Annotated in this window: 23 protein-coding genes; 4 read left to right on the plus strand and 19 right to left on the minus strand. The window is 58.8% G+C overall.

Annotation, left to right across the window (positions count from 1 at the left end):
• Window position 1: 1 nt before the first annotated feature.
• The gene (locus tag ACIP6G_RS05940) at window positions 2-964 is read right to left on the minus strand and encodes a hypothetical protein (protein ID WP_400289145.1); all 963 of its coding nucleotides are present in this window, start codon (window positions 962-964) and stop codon (window positions 2-4) included.
• A 374-nt stretch (window positions 965-1338) separates the two neighbouring features.
• Between ACIP6G_RS05940 and ACIP6G_RS05945 the strand changes: the two genes are divergently transcribed.
• Window positions 1339-1830, plus strand: coding sequence for an HNH endonuclease (locus ACIP6G_RS05945; RefSeq protein ID WP_400289146.1), 492 nt, complete (start codon window positions 1339-1341; stop codon window positions 1828-1830).
• Here the strand turns inward: ACIP6G_RS05945 and ACIP6G_RS05950 are convergent, their stop codons facing one another.
• The 9 genes from ACIP6G_RS05950 to ACIP6G_RS05990 all read right to left on the minus strand — a co-directional run bounded on the left by ACIP6G_RS05950 (window position 1831) and on the right by ACIP6G_RS05990 (window position 8765).
• Window positions 1831-2586 carry a phage distal tail protein gene (locus tag ACIP6G_RS05950; protein WP_400289148.1) on the minus strand — a complete coding sequence of 252 codons (756 nt, stop codon included), beginning with the start codon at window positions 2584-2586 and terminating at the stop codon, window positions 1831-1833.
• On the minus strand, window positions 2579-5827 hold the full coding sequence (locus tag ACIP6G_RS05955; protein WP_400289150.1) for a phage tail tape measure protein: 3249 nt from the start codon (window positions 5825-5827) through the stop codon (window positions 2579-2581). The genes ACIP6G_RS05950 and ACIP6G_RS05955 overlap by 8 nt, the downstream gene beginning before the upstream one ends.
• Before the next feature lie 23 nt (window positions 5828-5850).
• Window positions 5851-6069, minus strand: a complete 219-nt coding sequence (locus tag ACIP6G_RS05960) for a hypothetical protein (protein ID WP_146112890.1) — start codon at window positions 6067-6069, stop codon at window positions 5851-5853.
• A 131-nt stretch (window positions 6070-6200) separates the two neighbouring features.
• Window positions 6201-6854 (minus strand): hypothetical protein, encoded by a 654-nt coding sequence (locus ACIP6G_RS05965; RefSeq protein ID WP_400289152.1) that lies wholly within the window; start codon window positions 6852-6854, stop codon window positions 6201-6203.
• A 26-nt stretch (window positions 6855-6880) separates the two neighbouring features.
• A complete protein-coding gene (locus ACIP6G_RS05970) occupies window positions 6881-7096 on the minus strand; it encodes a hypothetical protein (RefSeq protein ID WP_400289155.1) in 216 nt (71 codons plus the stop codon).
• A gap of 92 nt (window positions 7097-7188) precedes the next feature.
• Window positions 7189-7707 (minus strand): hypothetical protein, encoded by a 519-nt coding sequence (locus ACIP6G_RS05975; RefSeq protein WP_400289157.1) that lies wholly within the window; start codon window positions 7705-7707, stop codon window positions 7189-7191.
• 2 nt (window positions 7708-7709) lie between these two features.
• The gene (locus tag ACIP6G_RS05980) at window positions 7710-7919 is read right to left on the minus strand and encodes a hypothetical protein (protein WP_400289158.1); all 210 of its coding nucleotides are present in this window, start codon (window positions 7917-7919) and stop codon (window positions 7710-7712) included.
• Window positions 7920-7931: 12 nt separating this feature from the next.
• The gene (locus tag ACIP6G_RS05985) at window positions 7932-8354 is read right to left on the minus strand and encodes a hypothetical protein (RefSeq protein WP_400289160.1); all 423 of its coding nucleotides are present in this window, start codon (window positions 8352-8354) and stop codon (window positions 7932-7934) included.
• Window positions 8355-8765 carry an HK97-gp10 family putative phage morphogenesis protein gene (locus ACIP6G_RS05990; RefSeq protein WP_400289162.1) on the minus strand — a complete coding sequence of 137 codons (411 nt, stop codon included), beginning with the start codon at window positions 8763-8765 and terminating at the stop codon, window positions 8355-8357.
• Here ACIP6G_RS05990 and ACIP6G_RS05995 point away from each other — a divergent pair.
• Complete coding sequence (locus ACIP6G_RS05995) at window positions 8751-8924, plus strand: hypothetical protein (protein ID WP_400289165.1); 174 nt, start codon at window positions 8751-8753, stop codon at window positions 8922-8924. The genes ACIP6G_RS05990 and ACIP6G_RS05995 overlap by 15 nt on opposite strands.
• Here ACIP6G_RS05995 and ACIP6G_RS06000 read toward each other — a convergent pair.
• The 5 genes from ACIP6G_RS06000 to ACIP6G_RS06020 all read right to left on the minus strand — a co-directional run bounded on the left by ACIP6G_RS06000 (window position 8921) and on the right by ACIP6G_RS06020 (window position 12390).
• Window positions 8921-9334 (minus strand): DUF6093 family protein, encoded by a 414-nt coding sequence (locus tag ACIP6G_RS06000; RefSeq protein ID WP_400289166.1) that lies wholly within the window; start codon window positions 9332-9334, stop codon window positions 8921-8923. The genes ACIP6G_RS05995 and ACIP6G_RS06000 overlap by 4 nt on opposite strands.
• Complete coding sequence (locus ACIP6G_RS06005; RefSeq protein ID WP_400289168.1) at window positions 9334-9657, minus strand: hypothetical protein; 324 nt, start codon at window positions 9655-9657, stop codon at window positions 9334-9336. Before ACIP6G_RS06005 ends, ACIP6G_RS06000 begins: the two co-directional genes overlap by 1 nt.
• A 78-nt stretch (window positions 9658-9735) precedes the next feature.
• On the minus strand, window positions 9736-10812 hold the full coding sequence (locus tag ACIP6G_RS06010; RefSeq protein ID WP_400289170.1) for a hypothetical protein: 1077 nt from the start codon (window positions 10810-10812) through the stop codon (window positions 9736-9738).
• A gap of 15 nt (window positions 10813-10827) precedes the next feature.
• The gene (locus tag ACIP6G_RS06015) at window positions 10828-11178 is read right to left on the minus strand and encodes a capsid cement protein (protein ID WP_400289172.1); all 351 of its coding nucleotides are present in this window, start codon (window positions 11176-11178) and stop codon (window positions 10828-10830) included.
• Between the two features lie 12 nt (window positions 11179-11190).
• Complete coding sequence (locus tag ACIP6G_RS06020; RefSeq protein ID WP_400289173.1) at window positions 11191-12390, minus strand: hypothetical protein; 1200 nt, start codon at window positions 12388-12390, stop codon at window positions 11191-11193.
• Window positions 12391-12416: 26 nt separating this feature from the next.
• Between ACIP6G_RS06020 and ACIP6G_RS06025 the strand changes: the two genes are divergently transcribed.
• Window positions 12417-12890, plus strand: coding sequence for a hypothetical protein (locus tag ACIP6G_RS06025; protein ID WP_400289175.1), 474 nt, complete (start codon window positions 12417-12419; stop codon window positions 12888-12890).
• Window positions 12891-13023: 133 nt separating this feature from the next.
• Here the strand turns inward: ACIP6G_RS06025 and ACIP6G_RS06030 are convergent, their stop codons facing one another.
• Genes ACIP6G_RS06030 through terL form a run of 3 tightly spaced genes read right to left on the minus strand, consistent with a single transcriptional unit; the run spans window position 13024 to window position 17148 of the window.
• Window positions 13024-14076, minus strand: coding sequence for a phage minor head protein (locus tag ACIP6G_RS06030; RefSeq protein WP_400289176.1), 1053 nt, complete (start codon window positions 14074-14076; stop codon window positions 13024-13026).
• A gap of 12 nt (window positions 14077-14088) precedes the next feature.
• Complete coding sequence (locus ACIP6G_RS06035) at window positions 14089-15624, minus strand: hypothetical protein (RefSeq protein ID WP_400289177.1); 1536 nt, start codon at window positions 15622-15624, stop codon at window positions 14089-14091.
• Window positions 15625-15642: 18 nt separating this feature from the next.
• Window positions 15643-17148: a phage terminase large subunit gene (gene terL / locus ACIP6G_RS06040; protein ID WP_400289178.1), complete on the minus strand. Its 1506-nt coding sequence runs from the start codon at window positions 17146-17148 to the stop codon at window positions 15643-15645.
• Window positions 17149-17235: 87 nt separating this feature from the next.
• On the opposite strand from terL, the gene ACIP6G_RS06045 reads away from it, so the two are divergent.
• Complete coding sequence (locus tag ACIP6G_RS06045; RefSeq protein WP_400289180.1) at window positions 17236-18255, plus strand: hypothetical protein; 1020 nt, start codon at window positions 17236-17238, stop codon at window positions 18253-18255.
• Here ACIP6G_RS06045 and ACIP6G_RS06050 read toward each other — a convergent pair.
• Entirely contained in the window at window positions 18176-18796 is a 621-nt protein-coding gene (locus ACIP6G_RS06050; RefSeq protein WP_400289181.1) for a sce7726 family protein, read from the minus strand. The genes ACIP6G_RS06045 and ACIP6G_RS06050 overlap by 80 nt on opposite strands.
• Between the last annotated feature and the right edge of the window lie 442 nt (window positions 18797-19238).

The following is a 19238-nucleotide window of genomic DNA, read 5'->3' on the forward strand; positions in this document are numbered from 1 at the left end:
GCTAACCTCCCTTGGGCTGGAACTCGATCTTCACAAAGTCACTGTCAATATCACCGGAGTACTTGAGTACTCGCCATTCACGCCAACCGTCCGTGAAGTACGGGTCGTCGCGGATATACCAGCGGACGATCGTCCCAGGTCGCAACTCCCACAGATTCCCAAGGATCGGGGAATCCAGTTTCAGTTCGAAACCAGCCTGCCGAACAGCACCGTTAGTGGCGACCAGCGCGGACACCGCCTGGTCGTAAAGTTCCGGGCCCTTCTTGATGTTCTTGAACTGCTCCACGCGTTCCAGCGCCGGATAGTCAGCAATGTTCGCCGACTGCGACTCGCGCACCAGCATCCCTGGGCTCTTCGCGGTCTTCTTGCCTGAACCTTCACCGACTGCAAACATCTGCGTCGCCACATCGCGGGCACTGGTCTTGATCCACAAACCTCGCGCCGGGGTTTCCGGAGCCGAGAAGTTCACCTCGATAGTGTTCAACGAGAGATCCCCAGTGCGCAGCGTGAAGCGGATGCCCCCGGCGCCGTCCCACGATGGCCGGAAGTCAACATCAGGACCATCGGACAGGTCAATGATTTCTTCCATGGCAGACAGGGCGGTGTCCATGTTGTACCCGTTGTAGGTGCGGGAGCGTCCACCACTGTAGTCGTCCTCGTAAACCATCGGCACGCTGCGCCCGGACCCGGCCACGGCTAACTGGATGATCCGTTTCACGATGGTGTCGTATTCGAGCCCGGAGTAAGTTTTCTCCCAGTTCACGATGTTCTCGTCACGAATCTCGCTGATGAGGCGTGCATCCCAGAGCGACCAAATATCCTCGTGGTCGATCACTAGCATCCTGGTGTCGCGCTTGTAGTCTGCATCCCAGATGATCCCTGCGTAGACCACGACGTTGTCGTAGTCCACGACGATGGCACGCTGCCCAGGATAGGAATCATTGAGCCCTGCTGCCGCTGCCACGTCAGGATCGGACAACACTAGCGACGTTGAACCGCTAGCACTATGGTTGAATGTCCGCTCCCACGACGTGGACTGAACTTTCAGTTCAACCCGGTCGGCCCATGTCTTCGACGAAACGCTCCACACCCGGTAACCAGACACAGCTAAATCTCACCTCGATGGGCTCGCCATGCAATCCAGTACGCCCCGAGCCTCGATTTAGACCTACCGGGGATCCAACATCCGCCGTAGGAGACCACGAAACATCGCTGGCCATTGTTTTGCACGCCGTATATCTTTGATTCCTTGACCATTGAGATAAGGTTTTTCATTAAAATTCCTTTCCGAAAGGTCTCAATCTCATGCCACAAGATCGACCAAGTATTCCTCGTCCAATGCAACGCGCACTTAAAGAAGAATCCGGATACCGATGCGCCATTCCGACCTGCGGTCAAACCGCAGCACTACAGCTCGCTCATATCGAGCCATGGGCAAAAACTAAGGAACATACGTTCGATAACCTGATCGTGTTGTGTGCGATTTGCCATGCGCGTTTTGACTCGGGTGAAATGCCGAAGTCATCGATTCTCCAGTACAAAAGAAACCTCAGTCTTTTGACACATCGATATAGCCAAACCGAGTACCGGCTCCTGACTTTCTTCGCCAACCATTTGGACGAGGACGTGCTTGTCAGTTCGTTGGACAAATTTGTATTCGGAGGTCTCATCGAAGACGGACATCTAGAGGCCCATCCTGGGGGTGGAATGAGGCACAGCCAGATGATCTTCGGCCGCCAGTACGAATTCCCGCCGTATTGGATCTACGCACTCACGGACTCAGGCGTGGACATCGTAAATGAGATGATCAACGCCGAATCGATCGAGTAACTAAATGTAAGTGTCGTTGTAACGCACGGTGACCGAACCGTAAGACCCGGAACCCGTGCTGATAGACATGTTCTGCGCAGTGCCGGGATTTATCGGTGAAAAGTTCGCCGTGCTAATTCCGCCTCGTACGACTGAACCGTCGACGCGAAGAATTCCCGTCTTGAAATCGATCTCATGAGGAGCCGTTGACGCAATGGCACGAGTAACAATCACCTGCCGCCCATTCAGAGTGAGCGTATAACCGCTGGAAGAGGACGCTGAAACCGTCACCACCGGCCACGCAGGCACCGTGCCACGGTGGAACAGCGATGCCGGAGTACTGGAAGAACCCGCCACCGTGTACGACTCGCCATACTTGAACGGGTCGATCGCCTCCAACGGGATCTGGAACTGCAGGAAGTTACCCGTTACCGCCGTCAGGTCTGGGGAGTCGCGTGGGTCAACGGTGGCCCACTGCGTGGGGCCGTGACCTTCAACGAGCAGTTTCACTCCCCCGCGGTGGCCGAGGGCATTGAGCATGTCCTCGGCCTGGTGCAGGTAGTCGTGGTTCTTCGTGAACAGTCGACCGTTGATCGTGATCAGCCTGTTCTCGTAGAACACCGGAGTTTTGAAGCTGCCGTCACCGCTGGTGCGCGACTCCCGGTTGCGTTTCACTGGTGGACGCTGGTTCCACCCGGGCAAGCTGTTGATCTTCCAAATGCCGTCGCGAGTCACTCCGGAGAGCGGGAATCCATCTAATGTGACTAGCTCACCCAATTCTCATCCCCACCTTCGCTAGTTTGTTCGTGATTCGGTCTTCAACCGCTTGGGCTGCACGCATAGCGTCGCCAGCACCGTTGACGTTGATGTCGCCGATGTTGATGACGGTGCCGGCGGACCCGCCGCCCATGGCAGCCAATGAGCTTGCCCGTCCCCCGCCGGCGAAGCTGGCTAGGTGCTGTACGGATGGGTCGTCGGCGTTGATCGCGCCAAGCACACGGTTGTACTTGTTGGCTGACGATTTGCGGATGATCCACTCTTCGTCGTCCACGTTCGCAATCGGACGACCCTCGGATGTCACTCCGAGGATCATGTCCCGGCCGAGACCGGTACGTGGGAGCTTCCCGCCGTCCTCGTAGCCAGGCAAACTGATTTGCCCGCCGCGATAGTTGCCGGTCAGCCCGCCTGTACCGCCGCGGTGTACCGCTGATGCGCCCGAGTCTGTGAATCGGGTACTTACTGCGATTGTGGCGAACCGTGTGCGTGCCGCGTTCTTCAGTGCTTCTTCTGCGGCGCCGGTGATTGCTTGCGCGTTGATCTTCGCGACCCGTTTCTTGGCTGCGGTCTCGTCGATCTTTTTGCCGGTTTCGTCGGTGCCGGTTTCGGAGACTTCGATACGCCCATCGGGCAGTTCGGTAAGGATGTACCCGAGCGTTTCCAGCGCCGCCCGTACTTCAGGCGAGTTCTCCGTGATGGTGACGTTGCCGTCCGGTGTGGACTGCACCAGTTCGTGAATCTCAGTGAGTTTCCCCGCCAACAAATCAGTGTTGGAGTTGAACTGCACGTACACGCTGCCAGGTAACAGGCCTAGCTGGTCTGCGTAGGCTGCAGCTGCTTCTTTGCTGTACCCCATTGCAGTTGCCTGCTTGATGAAGTTCTCCCGGCCGTGCGCGAGTTCTTCGGACATTTCAGCGGTGGTCGCACCGGCTTCACGCATCGGGTCGATGACCGCGAGCGTGCTGGATGCGATACCGTCGAGGGCCGACGAGCTGGCAAGGTACTTGTCTGAGGTTCGGTCGAATGCTTCGCCGTTCTTGTCGACGACCTCACCGTTTTCCTTGATGGTCATCGTTGCCGAGTTGATTGATTCCTGCAGTCGCCGGATCGCTTCGTTCTCACCAATGATGACCATGCCGGAGTTGACTAGCGAGTCGTACCATTCGTCGACAGCATCGGCCGCTTCCTGCGCGGTCTTAGCCGCGTTCTCGTACGCGGTCTTGGCAGTATTCGTGCCTTCAGCTGCGGCCTCACCAGCTGGCAGGCCTTTGAGCATCGCTTCGACAAGACGTTCCTGCGATACCTGCGTCTCATCGTTAGCGGTTAGCGCTTCGTAGGCAGCGTCCCGATACTGCGGGAACATGTCCATTACGTCTTTGACATCAGCACCGCGTTCGGTGGCCGCTGCCATGACTCGTCCGAACCCTGCTGCCGCGTCGTCGATCTTTCCACCACTGGTTAGCTCAACGAGGGCGGCATCCATCTCGCGCATGTTCTCGCGGACAACCTCGGATCCGGACTCCACACCGGGGAGCCAAGTTCCTAGGAAATCATTGAAGTTGTCGAACCCGGAGGTGTTGAACAGCCGGTCCATCGCAGTTGCGAGGTCGTTGACCGCTGTTGGTGCACCACCGATTCCGGAGCCACCACCAGTGACAACGCTGCCGTTGAACACTTTGTCGAGCGCCGCGTATGCTTCGTCGCTCTTGCCGGCGATGCCGTCCAAAGCGTTGACGATCTCCGAGGACTCGATCTGCTTGTCGAACTTTCGGCGCGAGTCTGAAGCAAGAGCCGCTGCGGCAGCTATCGCGGTGTACGCCGCTGCAACACCGAGTGCACCCTTCTCCATCTTGGACATCGACCCGACTGACTTCGGGCCTTCCTTGATCAGGTCGCGCAGCCCGGTCACCGTTTCCACTACGCCTGGCACGATCTTCATGAACGCGCCCGCTGCGAGTGCTCCAACACCTGCGACGGTGGCAAGGATGGTGACTGCGCCTTGGACTGGTGCTGGCAGGTCGGTGAACCAGCCAACAAGGTCAGCTACACCTTCGGCCATGCTTGCAATGACAGGGAGCAGTACAGCTCCCGCGTCGATGCCTGCGTCCTTGATGTTGTTCCAAGCGACTTTGACCTTCGATTCAGCGGTGGCGTAGCGTTGCGCGGCTTCGTCGGCCAGAGCCGAGTTTTCCTCCCACGCTTTCGAACCGAGTTCCAGAGATTCGGTGAGCAGGTCGCCAGAGTTGGCGAGGGCCAACATGACCTGCATTTCCTCGGTGCCCTTGATGCCCATGTCCTTTAGCGTGGCTGTCAGGTTTCCGCCGGCGTCGTTGGTGCGGGCGATGCCTTCGGCGACGTCCTGCAGGGCTTCCATTGGGGAGCTGCTGAACTTTGAAGCGAATTCCTCGGCTGAGGTGCCTGCTACGCCGGCGAATGCTTCGAGGGATTCTCCGCTTTCGTCGACTGCGGTGCGCATCTTCAGCAGGACACGGGTGGCGACACCACCGCCGAGCTCTGATCGGACACCCATGGATGCCAGGGTGTTGGACAGTGCCAGTACGTCAGCTTCGGAAGCGCCCAGCGATGCGGCGGCGCCAGCGATGCGTTGGGCCATGGACAGGATTTCTGCTTCAGTGGATGCACCATCGTTGCCGAGAGCGACTAGTGCGGAGCCGAAGCGTTCCACGCCTTGCGCGCCTTCGCGTTCCATGGTGCCCATGACGTTGGAGATCTGGGCGATGTACGTGGCAGCGTCTTCCGCGGTCAGGTTGGTGGTTTCGCCTAGGTCGATCATGGTGGCGGTGAAGCCTAGAACGTCGTCGCGGGCTACGCCCAGCTGCCCGGCGGCCTCGGCCACGCCTGCGATCTCAGCGTGCGTGGACGGCAGTTCCTTGGCGAGGTCGCGTAGCCCGTCGGAGAGCTCCGCGTAGCCTTCTTCGGTGTCGTCGATGGTCTTGCGGACACCAGCGAATTGGGACTGCCAGTCCATTGCTGCTTTGGCTGACAGGACAAGCCCGCCGGTTATGGCGGTGCCAGCGCCGACCATGGTGTTGGCGACTTGGCCCCACGCCTTTTCGTGCTGGTTCGCAACATCTGCCAGACGGCCTATCCCGGACTGTGACTGTGCGCCCGCGTCTTCGGTCTTTTTGGCGGTTTCCTTGGCTTTTGCGGAAACCCGGTCCATGTCCTTGATGAACGCACCGATTTCGGCGCTAACAAGAACTCTCAGCTTTTTGTCCACCGCTGGGCACCGCCTTTATTTAGTTATCCGTCAAGATGGGTGTCTTTCAGGTGGAGTTTTTGGCCCGGCCATGTGGTGCGGTTCTTGTTGGACGTGAACGTTTCCAACGCTTCGCAGCCGTGGCACATGGTGTCGTCGTGCACTTCGAACCGTCCGACGTTGTCGTCCCCGCGGGTGATGTGCGCGGGTAGGCCGCAGCCGGAGCAGATCGTTTTCAGGTATTTCGTGTATGCGATCTGCATGATTTTGTCTTGGTCGCAGTACGTCCCGTCGTCTTCCCGTACGCCCAGGAGCACGGTGACGGGGATGCGGCAGTCCCGCGCTGTTTCCACCAGGTCGAGCAGGTGGGCCCAGCGCGGGGTTCCGAGGGCTTCTACGATTTTGGGACGGTCACCTCGGGGATGTCCTGGGTGGCGCGTGCGTTCGCGTCGGCAAGCAACCGCATTTGTGCTTCGCCGAGCTTTTCGTAGAGGGTGCGGGCCTGCTCTAGGTCTAGGCTGACCAGTTGCCCCTTGTTCATGAGTGTGGTGGATGCTGCGATGATGCGGAGCCGAGATTCACGCTCAATGAATTTCCGAGTGAACTCGTTGACGTTCAATCGAACTAGGGCGTTTACGTCGGCCGGGTTCTTCACTTCCATGCGCGCTGCGGTCTTGCGGGCTTCCTTTTTGCCCAGCTCTGCTTGCTTGTCGATTTCCTCGGAGCACTCGGTGAGGACGGTTTCGCGGATGCCGGCAATTTCAGCGTCGGTGAGTGAGGTGACTCGGAAGATCCTCTTCGACGCATGGATGCGCATTTTCAGTTCATCGATTTCAGCATCGAGCCCGGCGTTCGGGCTGCTGTTCCCGCCGAGTGCTTCGTCGCCCTCGGGCACCTCTTCGACTGGGACTTTCTGCGCTTCGAGTGCGTCGATCTCGGCGATCAGATCGAAGCGGTTGTACAGGTTGACGTTGTGCACGGTTCGTTCGCCCATGGCCAGCCACTCGTCGAGGTCTAGCTCGCTGTTTGGTTCAATGTTTTCGGACATGATGATTGACTCCTAAAGGATGGGTGTTACTTGACTTGCAGGGTGTAGCATCGGCGGTCGAAGCCTTCGAACGCTTCGTTGAGGATCCGGGCACCGTTTTCATCGCGCACATATTCGATGACACGGATGTGGTCCGTCTTCATGTTGACCTGCACGGTGTTCTCAGGGTTGAGGCCCAAGGCTTTGACTGCTTCCACGAGCTGGTCGCGGGTGACAGTTCCTGAAGAGACTGGTGTTGCCACGGTTGACTCCTAATGTTTGTGGTGACCCCTGATGGTGTTTAGAGTCCGGGCAGGAGCGGGAGTCAAGCACCCCTGCCCGGACTGGTCTTTGGTTACGCGGCAGCGACCACGGCGCGAGGTGCGAAGGACTGCGGAGCGAACGACTGGTTGAACTTCTCGTAACCCGCGGTCGCCGGCGACAGAGTGCGTGGCGACAAGGTCAGGACCTCCATCACGGCTACTTCGTCACCAGTGGACAGTGGCACCTCGGATGGGTCTTCACCGTCAGCGACCTGGCCGATGCGTTCCACGAGGTATCCGCCGATGCCCTTGTCGGTGAACGTAGTCCACGCGATGTCTTCGACAGCGTCCTTGAAACGGAACATGTCGAAGCCAGCCTCGACGGTGTCCATGCCCGGGGCGCCGGCTTCGATGGAGTCGCACGGCGATGGGTCGGTAATCACGGCGGTGCCGGTGATGCCGAACTGGTAGTTCGCTACGGTCACGAGGCAGGTCAGCTGGATACCAGCAGTGACCTCGGCGACCGTTGGTGCGTTCTTGTTAGCGATGGTTGGTACCCACCACAGGGCGCGGTTGTTCATGTTGAGCATCTTTGGACCCTTGGCGGACATAGCTACTTACCTTCTTTCGAGGATGGGACTGGTGCGAGGTTTGGGAAGCGTCCGTCGAGCCACGTTTCTGGTACTGGCCGGCGCACTACCTGCTTGGTTTTGGTGTCGTAGACCTTGACCTTTTTGCGTGGATCGTAGGTCCGTGCTGGTTCGGTCACGTTCGCTACCACCGCGGGGGTGGCTGGCTCGGTGACCTGTTTAGGGGTAGCCACGGTGGGCCTCCTTTAGGTGGTGGTGAGCCGCCACGAGAGCGGCAGGAAAAACCGGGCTGGGGTGGCCTGGTCGTCTTTGAGCGGCACAGCAACACGGAAGCCGTCCTCGTCTGGTTTGAGCCAGTTGTTTCCAACGCGCAGGTTAGTGAGGGCATCCTGAACCATTTCCGCGCACATGCGGGAGTGACCGGGTGTGGGCCCGACGCAGTTCGTTTGTGGTGACCAGTCGTGCACGAGGGTGTCTGCTTTGCCGGTGAGATCAGGGTCGCCAATGTCCGCGGTCAGACCGGAAAACACGAGCACATACGGCAGGACGTACCCTGCACCGTCAGTGGGTAGCTTGGCAGGGACATAGCCGTCATAGACACGGCCACCTAAAGCAGTGATAGCTCTGAGGGCGGCCATGAGTTCGGCGTGGAATTGTGTTGCGCGCATTTACGAATCCATTGCTTTCTCGATGATCTCGGCCATAGCTGCCATGAATTCTGGCCCGTGCTTTTCAGCTGCCGGACCCATGAATGGCTGGGCTGGCATCACGCTAGTGCCGAATTCCAAATACTGGGCGTAGTTTGCTGATGCGCGCACCTCAGCTGACGGGGAATCCTGGGTGACGTTGCGCAGGTCGCTTGTTGTGATCGAGTTCTTCAAGTTGCCCGTATCCACGGGGGCGAGGGTCTTGGCGGACTTCTCGATATCCTTCGCAGTTTTCTTCACCACGATCTTCGCCAACGCCCCGGTACTCTTGGACACGTTGCCCAAATTTTTGCCTAGGGTGAGGAATTCTGATGCGTCAAAGCTTATGATGACTTCACCCTTCGATAAGCTGTGCCCATGAATCAGAAACAAGTTCGCGTACTGCTCTGGGCTATCGGAGTCATCGGCGTAATTCTCGGTATCGCCGGGTACGCCACCGTAAATGTGCCTTTGTCATGGCTGCTCTGGGTCGGCCTGATCGCCCTGCTCACGGTGGTTGTGTGGAGCTTCATGCTGATCGGGAAACGCTAAGGGTTTTGCTGGGTTTGGTTTTCCCATGCGATGAAGTCGTGTGCCCAGAGTTCAGAGCCGGTCATGCGTTGCTTGAGTGTGTACTCAGTGCCAGCGCTGGTGACGATGTCGCCGCGCTCCCCCGCATGAAGTTCAGGCAGCGTGCCGTCGTATGGGAGTTGGATCAGGTATTGGCGTGACTCGGTGGGCTGGCCTGCAAGGTTTGCGGCTTGTTCTCGCTTCAGCTCTTGGATGCGGGCCTTGCCCGACCAGAGTTGAGTGCGTCCTGTCCAGCCTTCAGGCAGAGGGAATGGTGCAGGGCCATCGGTGACACGGTCGATGACACAATCAGCGGTCATGCCGCCCGCGGCGACTGGCCGGTGATGCTCAGACCAGCCGTCTGGAATGATTTTGGTTCCGGGGAATGGCATCAGAAGACCCTCCATTCCTCAGCTTCGAGACGGCTATGGCCGGTGTCGATGATTTCGAAGACGCCACCAAAGTCTGGGTCTTCGTCATCTGCGCGTTGACGTAGGCCGGTAGCTTGTTTGCGCAGTTCAGCAGATACTGCTGGCCCGTCTGTGCTGAGGTCTTGCGTCCTGATCTTTTTCGCAGTTAGGACTTCACTCGTCGCGATAGCGTCAAGAGCGTCAGCAGCTGCCCGGTAGACAGCCCATCGTGCGCCGTCTTCCCAGCCCTGCATCTCCAAATAGGTCTGCAGGGTCTGGTCATCGATTAGGGGTGGGGTGCCCATGTCAGCGATCAACACACGAACATGCTTTATTGGTGTTTCGTAGTCCACGAACACCCCTCCCTCTAATCGTTGTTTGGGCTAAGCGCCAGCTGAGGCGTAAACGCCTGCGGTGAAGCCCTTGTCGATGCCGTAGACGTCGCGTCCACGGAACCAGATGCCGTCGTCTGGGAACGAACCCTGATCGAATGGAACAGCGCCACCGCCAACACGGTTGCCCTGATCGTTCTTCACACGGATGTCCACTGCTTCTTCACCCGAAACCAGGGTGCGGATGATCGCCGGCAGATCCGAAGTGTTGGCTGGCACGAGCGCCCAACCAGTACCCTGATTAGCGCCAAGACGCTTACCAACTGCACGGGATTCCAGCGGAGTGACGACACCCTTGAATGGGTTCTGCACGCGGGTCTTCGAGGTCTTGGAACCGTCGGTAACCTGCATTTCCAGTTCGTACGCGTTCAGGACGCGCAGAACCTCGGAGCGGAGACCCGAGCTGTGAACGAGCACAAGGTTGGACACGTCCACGAGGTCACCGCGGTGATCCTCGGTCTGGCCGAGTGCCTTGATGGCTGCGTCCAGGTTGTCTGGGCTGAATGGCTTGGTATCGACGGTGCCGAAGAAGCCCGTGTTCCAGTTGCCAGCGGTAGCATCGACCAGCAGGTCAGCTACACGACTGTTCTGGCCCTTGACGGAGCCGTTACCCAGCTTGGCTGGGAAGTTGGCGAGGGCAGTGAAGTTGCGGGAGCGGTACAGCTCCCACGACAGACCGTAAGCCTTACCGTGCTTGCCCGCACCGTGGTCCAGCTCGGTCTCGTTCAGGGAACCGGACTTGTACTCTTCCAGTTCCTTCACGGTCTCGAATTCGTCGCCGCCCCACAGATCGATCAGCTTGTGACGGTTGAAGTCATCAACGGTCACGTTGGTGAGGATCGGCTCGAATTCCTTGACCGCGGCCTTCTGCGCAGCGACAGCCTTCTTGGTGAACGCGTCGCCTAGCAGGACCGGGAAGTCGCTGGTGGTGAATGCTTCGAGCAGGCGTGCCTGAGCGAAGGGACTGGCGCCAGTACGGCCCTGGCCGAACAGCTTGGCGGCTTCGTGGACGCGTTCCTCGTGGGAGGTGGCGCGGCGGAAGCCTTCCTGTGCAATGTCATGAGTCATGGTTGACTTCCTTTCCTAGGCTCCGGCTGGTGCCGGGGCGCTGTAGCCGAATGGGACGACCTCGACGGGTGCGGCCGCGGCAGTCTTGGTGGCCAGCGCTACGCCCCATGGGGTGTTGCCGGTCGCGGAGGCGTTGAGTGCGCCTGCCGAGGTGATGTATACGGGTAGGCCTTCGCTGGCCAGTGCGCCGGTTACTGGGATGTCCCAGGAGCCGTCAAGCCAGATGGTGACCTGTTCGCCGGACTTGGCGTCGATCTGGGCTACGCCGCTGATCTGGCCGACCTGTACGGGGTCACCGGACTTGATATCGCGGGGCGCGGTGACGGTGATGTGTAGTGCGTTGGTGTAACGCTGGTTCTTTGCCACGGTGTTGCCTCCTTAGAGTGCGTTGATGATGTCTTCGTCGGAGACAGTGGTCTTCGACTCGGTGATTGGGGTTGCACCGAGGCCGCGTGGGTTGCCGGCCCCGTTGTTGGCTTCGCGCAGTGCGGCCGCTTCGGTGACTTCGGTGCGGAACGCGTCCGCGTCGAAGTCCTCCGGAGTTGCTGCGGACTCGGCCAGACGGGTGTACAACGCGGGCGCGTCTTCACCGAAAGCTTCAGCGACGATGCGCTTAGCTTCTTTCACACGGTTGTCGTGGGCTTCGGTTGCACGCTCGGCGGCTTCCTTGGCTCGGGCTTCCTTCTCTGCTTTCAGTTCAGCTTCGGCCGTGGTGGCCCGGCTGGCGGTCTCGCGAAGGTCGGCGAGTTCCTTGTCATCAATGGTTGCCATGGTGGCTTCCTCCTGATTTTCGATTACCCCAGCCGGGTCCGGCGGGGAGTTCTTGGATTCTGCGGCGGTCTGAGCCACCACAGGTTCGTACGACTTGTTCAGCCGTACTTCAGTGAGGTCATCGCCCAGCGTCACGTTCACTCCGTTGAGCGTGTATGAGCGTCGGATGATCCGGTCTCCGTGAATTTCGTAGTAGACGTAGGTTTCATCGTGATCGACTACGTAAGACCATTCCTCCGTCTGGTTGCGCACGGTGGATTGCAACCACATGCGCACGTCACTCGCGGTGGCTTCGGCAACGATGGAGCGGGATTCGATGACCCGAGCGGCTTCGAGAACTTGATCGATCTTTCCTCCACGGCCCGCCACGGTCACGAGGTCGGCGCGGTTGAACGGGTTGGGAATGATTCGTTCCACGATCTTCTGTCCGGTCTCGTTCACGCTGATTTCAGCGCTGGCGAAGATGCTGGCACCGATGTGCTCGTGGAAGTCGTCTACGAGGTCACGCCACGCGGAAGCGACTTTGGCTTCTGCCTGCAGTGCCCCGCCTTCGCCAACGTATGCGTCTTCTTCAAGGACGATCGCGAGGTTCCGGAGGGAACCTTCGGGGCGTTCCATCATCTCGGTGGGGGTGTCGTGGTCGATCATGCCCAAGGTGCCACGCGGGAATGCACGCTCTGTGGCGGCAGTCGCCAGTACCTCCGGCGTGTAGTCGCCACTGGATCCTTGGCCGGGGCTGATCAGAGTCAGAAGGATACGGCCGGGGCCGCGCCGGGTAGCTGTCGCGGATTCGCGGATGTGTTTCATCTGGTGGATCTCCTAAACTGGTGTCCATGGAAAACACCGAAGTTCTTACCGAGGCACCAGATTCATTCCGAAAGGCTGTCGGCACCATAGTTTTTGAGTTTGCTTTGCTGGAAAGCTTGGCTTCCGAGGTCATAACCAATAAGGCGCGTAACGCCGTAAGCAATGGCGGTTGGTCTCGCTCAGGGGAACAATTCGTAAAAGAACTACGCAAGTGTTTTCCACAGGACGACGAGTTTGGCGTATTGTGCGACCGTCTCCAAGAACTTGGCGGCTGGCGAAACATGTTTATCCACAGTGAATGGATGTTCTTCAGTGATGGTCGTGCATCACTGATGAAGCGAAAGCATCACGCTAATTCCTCTCACCCTGTGACCTTCGAGATGAACGATTCCATTAGGATCGGTGATCTCGACGAATTCATCGCCAAAGTCATTGGCCTGGCGAAAGACCTAAATCCATACATCACGAAAGCGTGGGATGGCAGATATGACAAGGGATGACGCCAACGACACCCCGGGCGAGCCGGGCGCTTGCCCTGGCCATGAGTGGAAGGTAGGACGCGTTTTCTTGCGTCCTACGGGGGGTTCGATGTCCGTGGTGTGCAAGTGGTGCGGGACGGTGGATTATTACCCGTCAGCCAGCGATGGCACCTAGTAGGTCTTTCACCGGTGTCTGGATGTAGGAGTCTCGCCAGCCGTCTGCGGTGCGGAGCGTGGCGAGGTCTTCCCAGCCGATCTTGCCGTCGTTGAGCAGCTGCAGCCGGGTTGGGCCCATGATGGCTAGTTGGCTGTCTTCGGTGAGTCCGTCGAACCATTTGCGGGCGTCGGGGAAAGCGTCTGCGGGTTCGTCAATGTCGAACCCGAGTTCTTTCCAGGTCTTGGTGACGTCGATGCGTGCGCACCGGCCATTCTGGTGGTCTTCGGGACCGAACTGGTCTACCGGGTACAGGGTGCCGTGCTTGGACAGGCAGGACGGGCAGGTGCGCCGGTCTAGGGTGCATTGCCATTTCCAGCCGGTCAGCAGGTCCTTGTTGTGCTTCGCGGAGGTGAGCGACCCGTTCCGGTGGGCATCGAGCATTTCGGTTCGTGCGATCCGTGTAGCCCTGGCTAGTCCGCCGTTGAAGTGACCCTCGGTAGCGCGGATTAGTTTGCGGGCGACTTCGCGGGGGTTGTCCCCCACGACGATGCCGCGGACCAGCTCGTTGCGCATTGCATCGACCACCCAGCCGGCCAGTGGCCGTGTTGCCGAGTGGATCTGCTGGGTTGTTCGCAGAACGATCGCATCCAGCGCGTCTGGGGCTGGTGCGTCCAATTCGAAGCTGACACCCGCCGTTGCCGGGGGCAGTTGGGAGCGCAGGACTGCTTCATGCGATTGCACTGCGTCCAGCACTGCGTCAGCCAAACTGTTCTCTATGACTTCGTTAGCGCCGCGGGTGAGCTCGTTCAGCACCGTGCGGGCCTGCCTGAGCGCTGCCTGTAGTTTCCGGTTGCGTGCGACTACTGCACGGGGCAACCGGTCAGGCGCGCCCTGCAGCAAGTCCAGCAACGCTTCGTTGAACAACGGTGTGAGCGTGTCCCAGGCATCCACCCACGCTTTGGTGAGTGCGACGGCTTGTTCGTCGGTCATCCGTTGGAGGCGCCGGCGGGTGTCGGCGGCTATCAGCAGGGTTTCATCTGTGACAGCCACCAACATCACCGCCTATTCTTGTCCAGCCCGGTATGCGTCAGCCGCGGCCTGCCCGGCCGCCACGAGAGGGTCGAGGAAGTTGCCTTCATCATCGGTCAGCTCTTCCAGCCACTCGTCAACGTCACGCACGCCCAGGGCGCGCATGATCATCTCAGCCAACAGCAGTGGCGGGATGTGCCCGTCGGCCTTCTCCAAAGCGTCCATCATGGTCTTCGGGTCAACCTTGGTGATGTCCGGGAACGCGATGGTGAGCGTCCGGTCATCCTCATTGGTGAGCACCGTTTGGAGTCGGTCGCCGTCACGCACCGTCCTGCCTTGGCCACGCAACACACCCCGGGGTGCGATCACGGCCTGGTCGATGACGTAGCCGAGGATCTGCCGGCGAGCTTCACGCCAAACTTCCTGGCGACCTTGCATGGTCAGCGTGGTCGGGAAGTCCAGTGTCTCTGCCACGGCGCGTGCACCAGTCTGGCCAGGATCCGCAAGGAGCATGGTGACTGGGATACCCAACGCGGTAGCGACCATGGCAGCCAATGGTTTCGCAGAGTCAGAGTCGATGGTGGCGCCGGTCTTCGGCACCGCTTCAAGCTTGCTGTCGTCAGTGGCGTTCACGCCGCCGCCGGGTGCCATGCCCGGAATCTTCTCCAATTCACGGCGTGCATTGGCCGCAGTGCGCTTCCCACCCTTGCCGACACGTTGCCAAACGATCTTCGACAGGGCGTTCATCATGATCGCCCACGCTTCAAGGAACTCCTTGTACCCGCGAGCCCACGGCAGGGCCGCGAAGGCATCGCCGATGCCGTATTGCCAGCCGGTGAGGGCGTTGACCTTGATGTGGTAGATCGGCGCATCCCAGATGATGTCGTGGCCGGCACTGTTTGGGGTGGCCCCGTACCGGCGTTGGCGCATCTGTGGGCGGTAGTCGTACCGCGGGTGGTAAGTCGTTACCTCATGCTCCCCACCCGCTGCGTCGCGTCGGTTCCAGACCCGCTTGTAGTAGCGGACGCTCAAAGAGTCTTCCGGGTCGGTGATCTGCTCTTGGATTTCCTCGAACGGGATCACACGCGGCTTCACCCGGCCCGTGAGCGGGTTGGTGAACAGGGCGAAGAACACGTTGCCATCAGTGCCCAAAGCGAGTTCGTTGCGTGCCTGCGCTTCGGATCCGGCGAACACCTCACGTACTTCAGGATCATCCAACCAAGCCTGTACAAGGTCGTTGACTTTCTCGCCGGTAGCGGTGGTTCCAACGCCCTGCCCGAAAACGTACGCGCCACGCAGCTCTAGGCCACGCTTGATCAGCGGGTTAGCGATGGCGAACACGCGGCACAGCTCAGCGTTGCGACGGCGCGCCTCTGCAGTGAGTTCACGTTGCCCGTCCTGCAGGATCCGTTCCCAACCAGCATCCTCCCGTGCCAATGACAGCTGGGCCATGGACTCGGTCAAAGTTTCGATTTTGTGTTCGAGCGTGTCGACCGTACCGGCTGGGACAGTCTCAGTAATGGTGGTGCCTGATTCTTGGGCGAATCCAAGCCAAGTGCGCAAGCCCATGGGCGACACCTCAATTCTTTAGAAGGGAGACAAGTAGTAGCCTTGCTCTTCCACGACGTCGTATTCTTCCGGCTGCACAATGTCGTCCCCTTGACCGTCGATGCGGTGCAGGAGCAACTGATTCACTGCTTGGGACATGGTGTCCAGCTGGTCATCGTTTGCTCCTGCAGGGAAGGACAGGGCTTCTTGGGTGAAATGTTCCACCCATGGGCACAAGCTGGTTGCTGGGAGCACGATGTTCTTGGAGAACGCCAACGGGCTGACAGCTGACACGCGAGCGTATTTCGAGCCGACTGGTTCGACTGGGATCAGCCCGATCACTGTTTTCTGCAGTGCGTTCATGACCGCTGGCCCATTGGCTTTGTCCTCAACGAGTTTGGCGGTTGCTTCGGGCCACTTCGCTGTCATGGCTTCGATAGCGTCGCACGTCTCGTTGAAGTTCATCCGCCGGCGGACTTGGTCGAGCAGGTAGGCGACGTTACCGACGCGCAACCAGACTTGGCCTACAACGTAGTCCGATGTGTTCTCGCCCTTGAACGCGAGGTCCCAAGACTGTATGAGCTCGTGGTCGTCACGGTCGATGCCGGGCACTGTGTGCCGGCCGTCTGCGTGTTCGATCCACATAGGTTGTTCGTAGCGGGCCCATTCGGTGGGTAGTACGCCGCCGTCGTCCAGGGTTGGGTTGCCTTGGTAGAGGGATTGCCACACCTTGGGGCCGACGGAGACTTTGATCTGTTCCCATTGGTGTGGGGTACGCTGTCGGGCTGATTCGAGCCAGTCACCGGGTTTACGTCCGAGCGGGTCGTTCTCCACGGCTTCGGCAGGAATGTTAAGCACGGTCCAACGGTCAGCGTCTACACCAGCAAGCAGGCGGCCGGCTAGGTCGTCAGCGTGCCAACGGGTGAGAACGAGGATGACTGGTGCGCCGGGTGCGAGTCGGGTGATGCCGACTGACTGCCAGAATCCCCACGCTTGCTCACGATAGGTTTTCGAGTAAGCCTGCTCAAGGTTGCTGATGGGGTCGTCAATAAACAGCGCATCAACGGCACGGCCGGTCAGACCGCCACGGATACCGACTGAACGGACGCCGCCCTTTTTCCCGTCGAGTTTCCAACGTCGCGCAGCACCGTTGTCTTTGGCTACTCGCAGACCGAGGTCCAGGGTTTCGTCGTCACCGTCATTGGATGCGATGTGGTTACGGATGTTCCGCCCGAACTCGTCAGCCAAGTCCTGGGCGTAGGAAACGATGGCAATACGACGGTCAGGTTTACGGGTGAGAAACCACAGCGGCCCAATCGTCGTGACCCGGGTGGACTTTCCTTCCTGGGGCGGCAGGTTGATGATCAGACGATCAATCTCCCCCGCTTCAACCTTCACCAAGTACTCGTCGATCAAGTCCAGGGCTGGGGTCTGCAGGGTGGTCGGTTCGATCGCTTTCGCGAGAGCTCCCGGAGTTGCCCAGTCATGCTCTGGCACTTCGAATGCACGGGCCGCGTACTCCGCCCAATCGTATGCGGCGGACACGATGCACCTCCAGTTTGTCGGCTAAGTCACATAGGATGAAGTTGAACCGACAATTACGTGTTGGTCGTTTATCAACTAGGAGAACTGATGTACTACCCAATTCTCAGGGGCAAATCCGGTGAGTATGACGCGTGGAAGAATGTGAGTGACAAAAAACGCTCCCGTATTGAACCACTCTTCGAACTCGTAGCTGCGAACGGTGTTACTCGAGACCTGGCCAAGTTCCGTGATGCATTACTTCGTGCTTCCAAAGATCGCGAACTTTACGCGATCGACCTGGGAGCGCTTCGGCCTGGTGAAAAAGAAGAATCGAGCGGCCTACTGCCTTTCACCTGGCTAGCCTCAGAGTTCTCCCGCACAACCGTAGAATTTCACGCCGTGATTCATCTGGATGATACTGCGGAACAACTTTCTGATGCTGTCACTGCAGTAGGTGCGGAGAATCTAATACTGCGAATCCGAGGAGCGGAGCTTGACCCCGACCCTGCCGCCAATGATCAGAGTCTTCGAGACTGGTGCAGATTCCATGACTTATCACCTGCGGACATCGCAATCATGGTCGATTTAGGGAGCATTCATGGGGCAGACATTCATTCGATGACTCGATTGGCTGATGTCTCGCTGCAATGGGTCGTGAACAATGGCCCTTGGGAATCAGTGATTCTCGCTTCTGGAGCATCGCCGGAGCAAATCTCTGACGTGCAGAAGCAGTCATACCACTATATTGATCGCAACGATGCTGCAATTTGGAATCAAATGCATCAGAAGTATCCGGATATCGAGTACGCCGACTACGGCACCCGTTCACCAGAACAGTCTGACGGACCTGGGTTCCAGGGGCCTCTGCCGTATCTTAGGTACACGATAGCCGACCAGTGGGTGATCTGGCGCGAGCCCAAGGATTCCGAGGGCAGGCATTCGACGTTCTACGACGTTTGCAAAAATATCGTTGCACATCCAGATTTTTCCGGAGCAAACTTTTCATGGGGTGACAGCTCTATTGCGAATCCGCCAGGTCCAGGTACTGCTACACAGTGGATCTCATACGCTCAGAACCACCACATGGAGCTGGTAAGTGACCGCCTGTCCACTCTTGGCGGCGCTTGAGGCGACTCAAGACGATAGAGCGCAGTTCTTTTTTAGGAACTACTTCTGATAGTCGCTGCCAGATCGTGTATCTCGGTTTCGAACTAAGCCCACGAGCTTCACCACGTAGCTTCAGTTCTTCGAGGGCCTCTTCGCGCCACAGAAGTTGAGCTATTGCAAAAGAGTCAGTGTGTCGGTTCAATCTGGGGGCTCTGCGGTTGACGATTCGAACACCTCGGGGCCCCTTGATCGCTTCTTGCAAGCCCCACGTTTTCGGCAGCATCTCAGCACAACGGTCCAAGTATTTTGCAGTCGTCACGATTGTCAGGTAGTCCATGACCTTCGAGAATGCATCAGCTTGTTCAGGAAGACGCAGCAGGGTGTCCCTGTCGCTTTTGATTTCCCATCCTGCTAGGTGCCCGTTCAAAACAGCGAGATCAACACGACGGTTCCCCATATCAACGCCGAGTTCATGGCGAATGAGAACATTCGGATCATTTCCGTGTTTGCGTTGAAGTCGCTCGTCAAGCGCTAGTCGGATGTCAATGTCGTTGGTCAACATTTTTCCTCCTACACTTGATTGTTGCTCACGCTATGTTAGCGCTTTACCGGCAGATTGTTGGAAATCTGTGACTGGCGTTTCATTGACGGCGGCTGGTCCGCTGTAGTTTCGCATCAGCAGTGCCCCGTTGCGCCCACCCGGTGTGGCGGGGCACTGTTCTGTGCGTCGTGTGGTGTTGTCGGCTTGTTGGCCGCCGTCAAGTATGGGTGGGGCAGGTCTGGATCCCCGTTCGAACTCTTTCAAGTTTCGGATCATGCCAGCCCTTAGCGTCCGTCGCGACTGTTGGAGTCGTGCGGGTTAGCAGGAACCCCTCGTGCGCTACTCAGTCGTGAGCTGGCGGGGACATACCCGGTAGCGCTCCGGGCCTCGTGTGCCCGGCTATTTGGTTGTGCGTGCGGGTGGTGCCGGTCATGGCAGACTGCTCACGCCTTGGGGGGTGCGT

Origin of the sequence: Glutamicibacter sp. NPDC088483, from assembly GCF_044753145.1 — a bacterium.
Classification (GTDB): Bacteria; Actinomycetota; Actinomycetes; order Actinomycetales; family Micrococcaceae; genus Glutamicibacter.

What these genes read in the sequence shown, in the direction of transcription:
- ACIP6G_RS05945 (WP_400289146.1), top strand. Translation starts at nt 1,339, where the DNA reads ATGCAACGCGCACTTAAAGAAGAATCCGGATACCGATGCGCCATTCCG.
- ACIP6G_RS05960 (WP_146112890.1), bottom strand. Translation starts at nt 6,069, where the DNA reads ATGCAGATCGCATACACGAAATACCTGAAAACGATCTGCTCCGGCTGC.
- ACIP6G_RS05965 (WP_400289152.1), bottom strand. Translation starts at nt 6,854, where the DNA reads ATGTCCGAAAACATTGAACCAAACAGCGAGCTAGACCTCGACGAGTGG.
- ACIP6G_RS05975 (WP_400289157.1), bottom strand. Translation starts at nt 7,707, where the DNA reads ATGTCCGCCAAGGGTCCAAAGATGCTCAACATGAACAACCGCGCCCTG.
- ACIP6G_RS05985 (WP_400289160.1), bottom strand. Translation starts at nt 8,354, where the DNA reads ATGCGCGCAACACAATTCCACGCCGAACTCATGGCCGCCCTCAGAGCT.
- ACIP6G_RS05995 (WP_400289165.1), top strand. Translation starts at nt 8,751, where the DNA reads ATGAATCAGAAACAAGTTCGCGTACTGCTCTGGGCTATCGGAGTCATC.
- ACIP6G_RS06000 (WP_400289166.1), bottom strand. Translation starts at nt 9,334, where the DNA reads ATGCCATTCCCCGGAACCAAAATCATTCCAGACGGCTGGTCTGAGCAT.
- ACIP6G_RS06005 (WP_400289168.1), bottom strand. Translation starts at nt 9,657, where the DNA reads ATGGGCACCCCACCCCTAATCGATGACCAGACCCTGCAGACCTATTTG.
- ACIP6G_RS06010 (WP_400289170.1), bottom strand. Translation starts at nt 10,812, where the DNA reads ATGACTCATGACATTGCACAGGAAGGCTTCCGCCGCGCCACCTCCCAC.
- ACIP6G_RS06020 (WP_400289173.1), bottom strand. Translation starts at nt 12,390, where the DNA reads ATGAAACACATCCGCGAATCCGCGACAGCTACCCGGCGCGGCCCCGGC.
- ACIP6G_RS06025 (WP_400289175.1), top strand. Translation starts at nt 12,417, where the DNA reads ATGGAAAACACCGAAGTTCTTACCGAGGCACCAGATTCATTCCGAAAG.
- ACIP6G_RS06035 (WP_400289177.1), bottom strand. Translation starts at nt 15,624, where the DNA reads ATGGGCTTGCGCACTTGGCTTGGATTCGCCCAAGAATCAGGCACCACC.
- ACIP6G_RS06045 (WP_400289180.1), top strand. Translation starts at nt 17,236, where the DNA reads ATGTACTACCCAATTCTCAGGGGCAAATCCGGTGAGTATGACGCGTGG.
- ACIP6G_RS06050 (WP_400289181.1), bottom strand. Translation starts at nt 18,796, where the DNA reads ATGTTGACCAACGACATTGACATCCGACTAGCGCTTGACGAGCGACTT.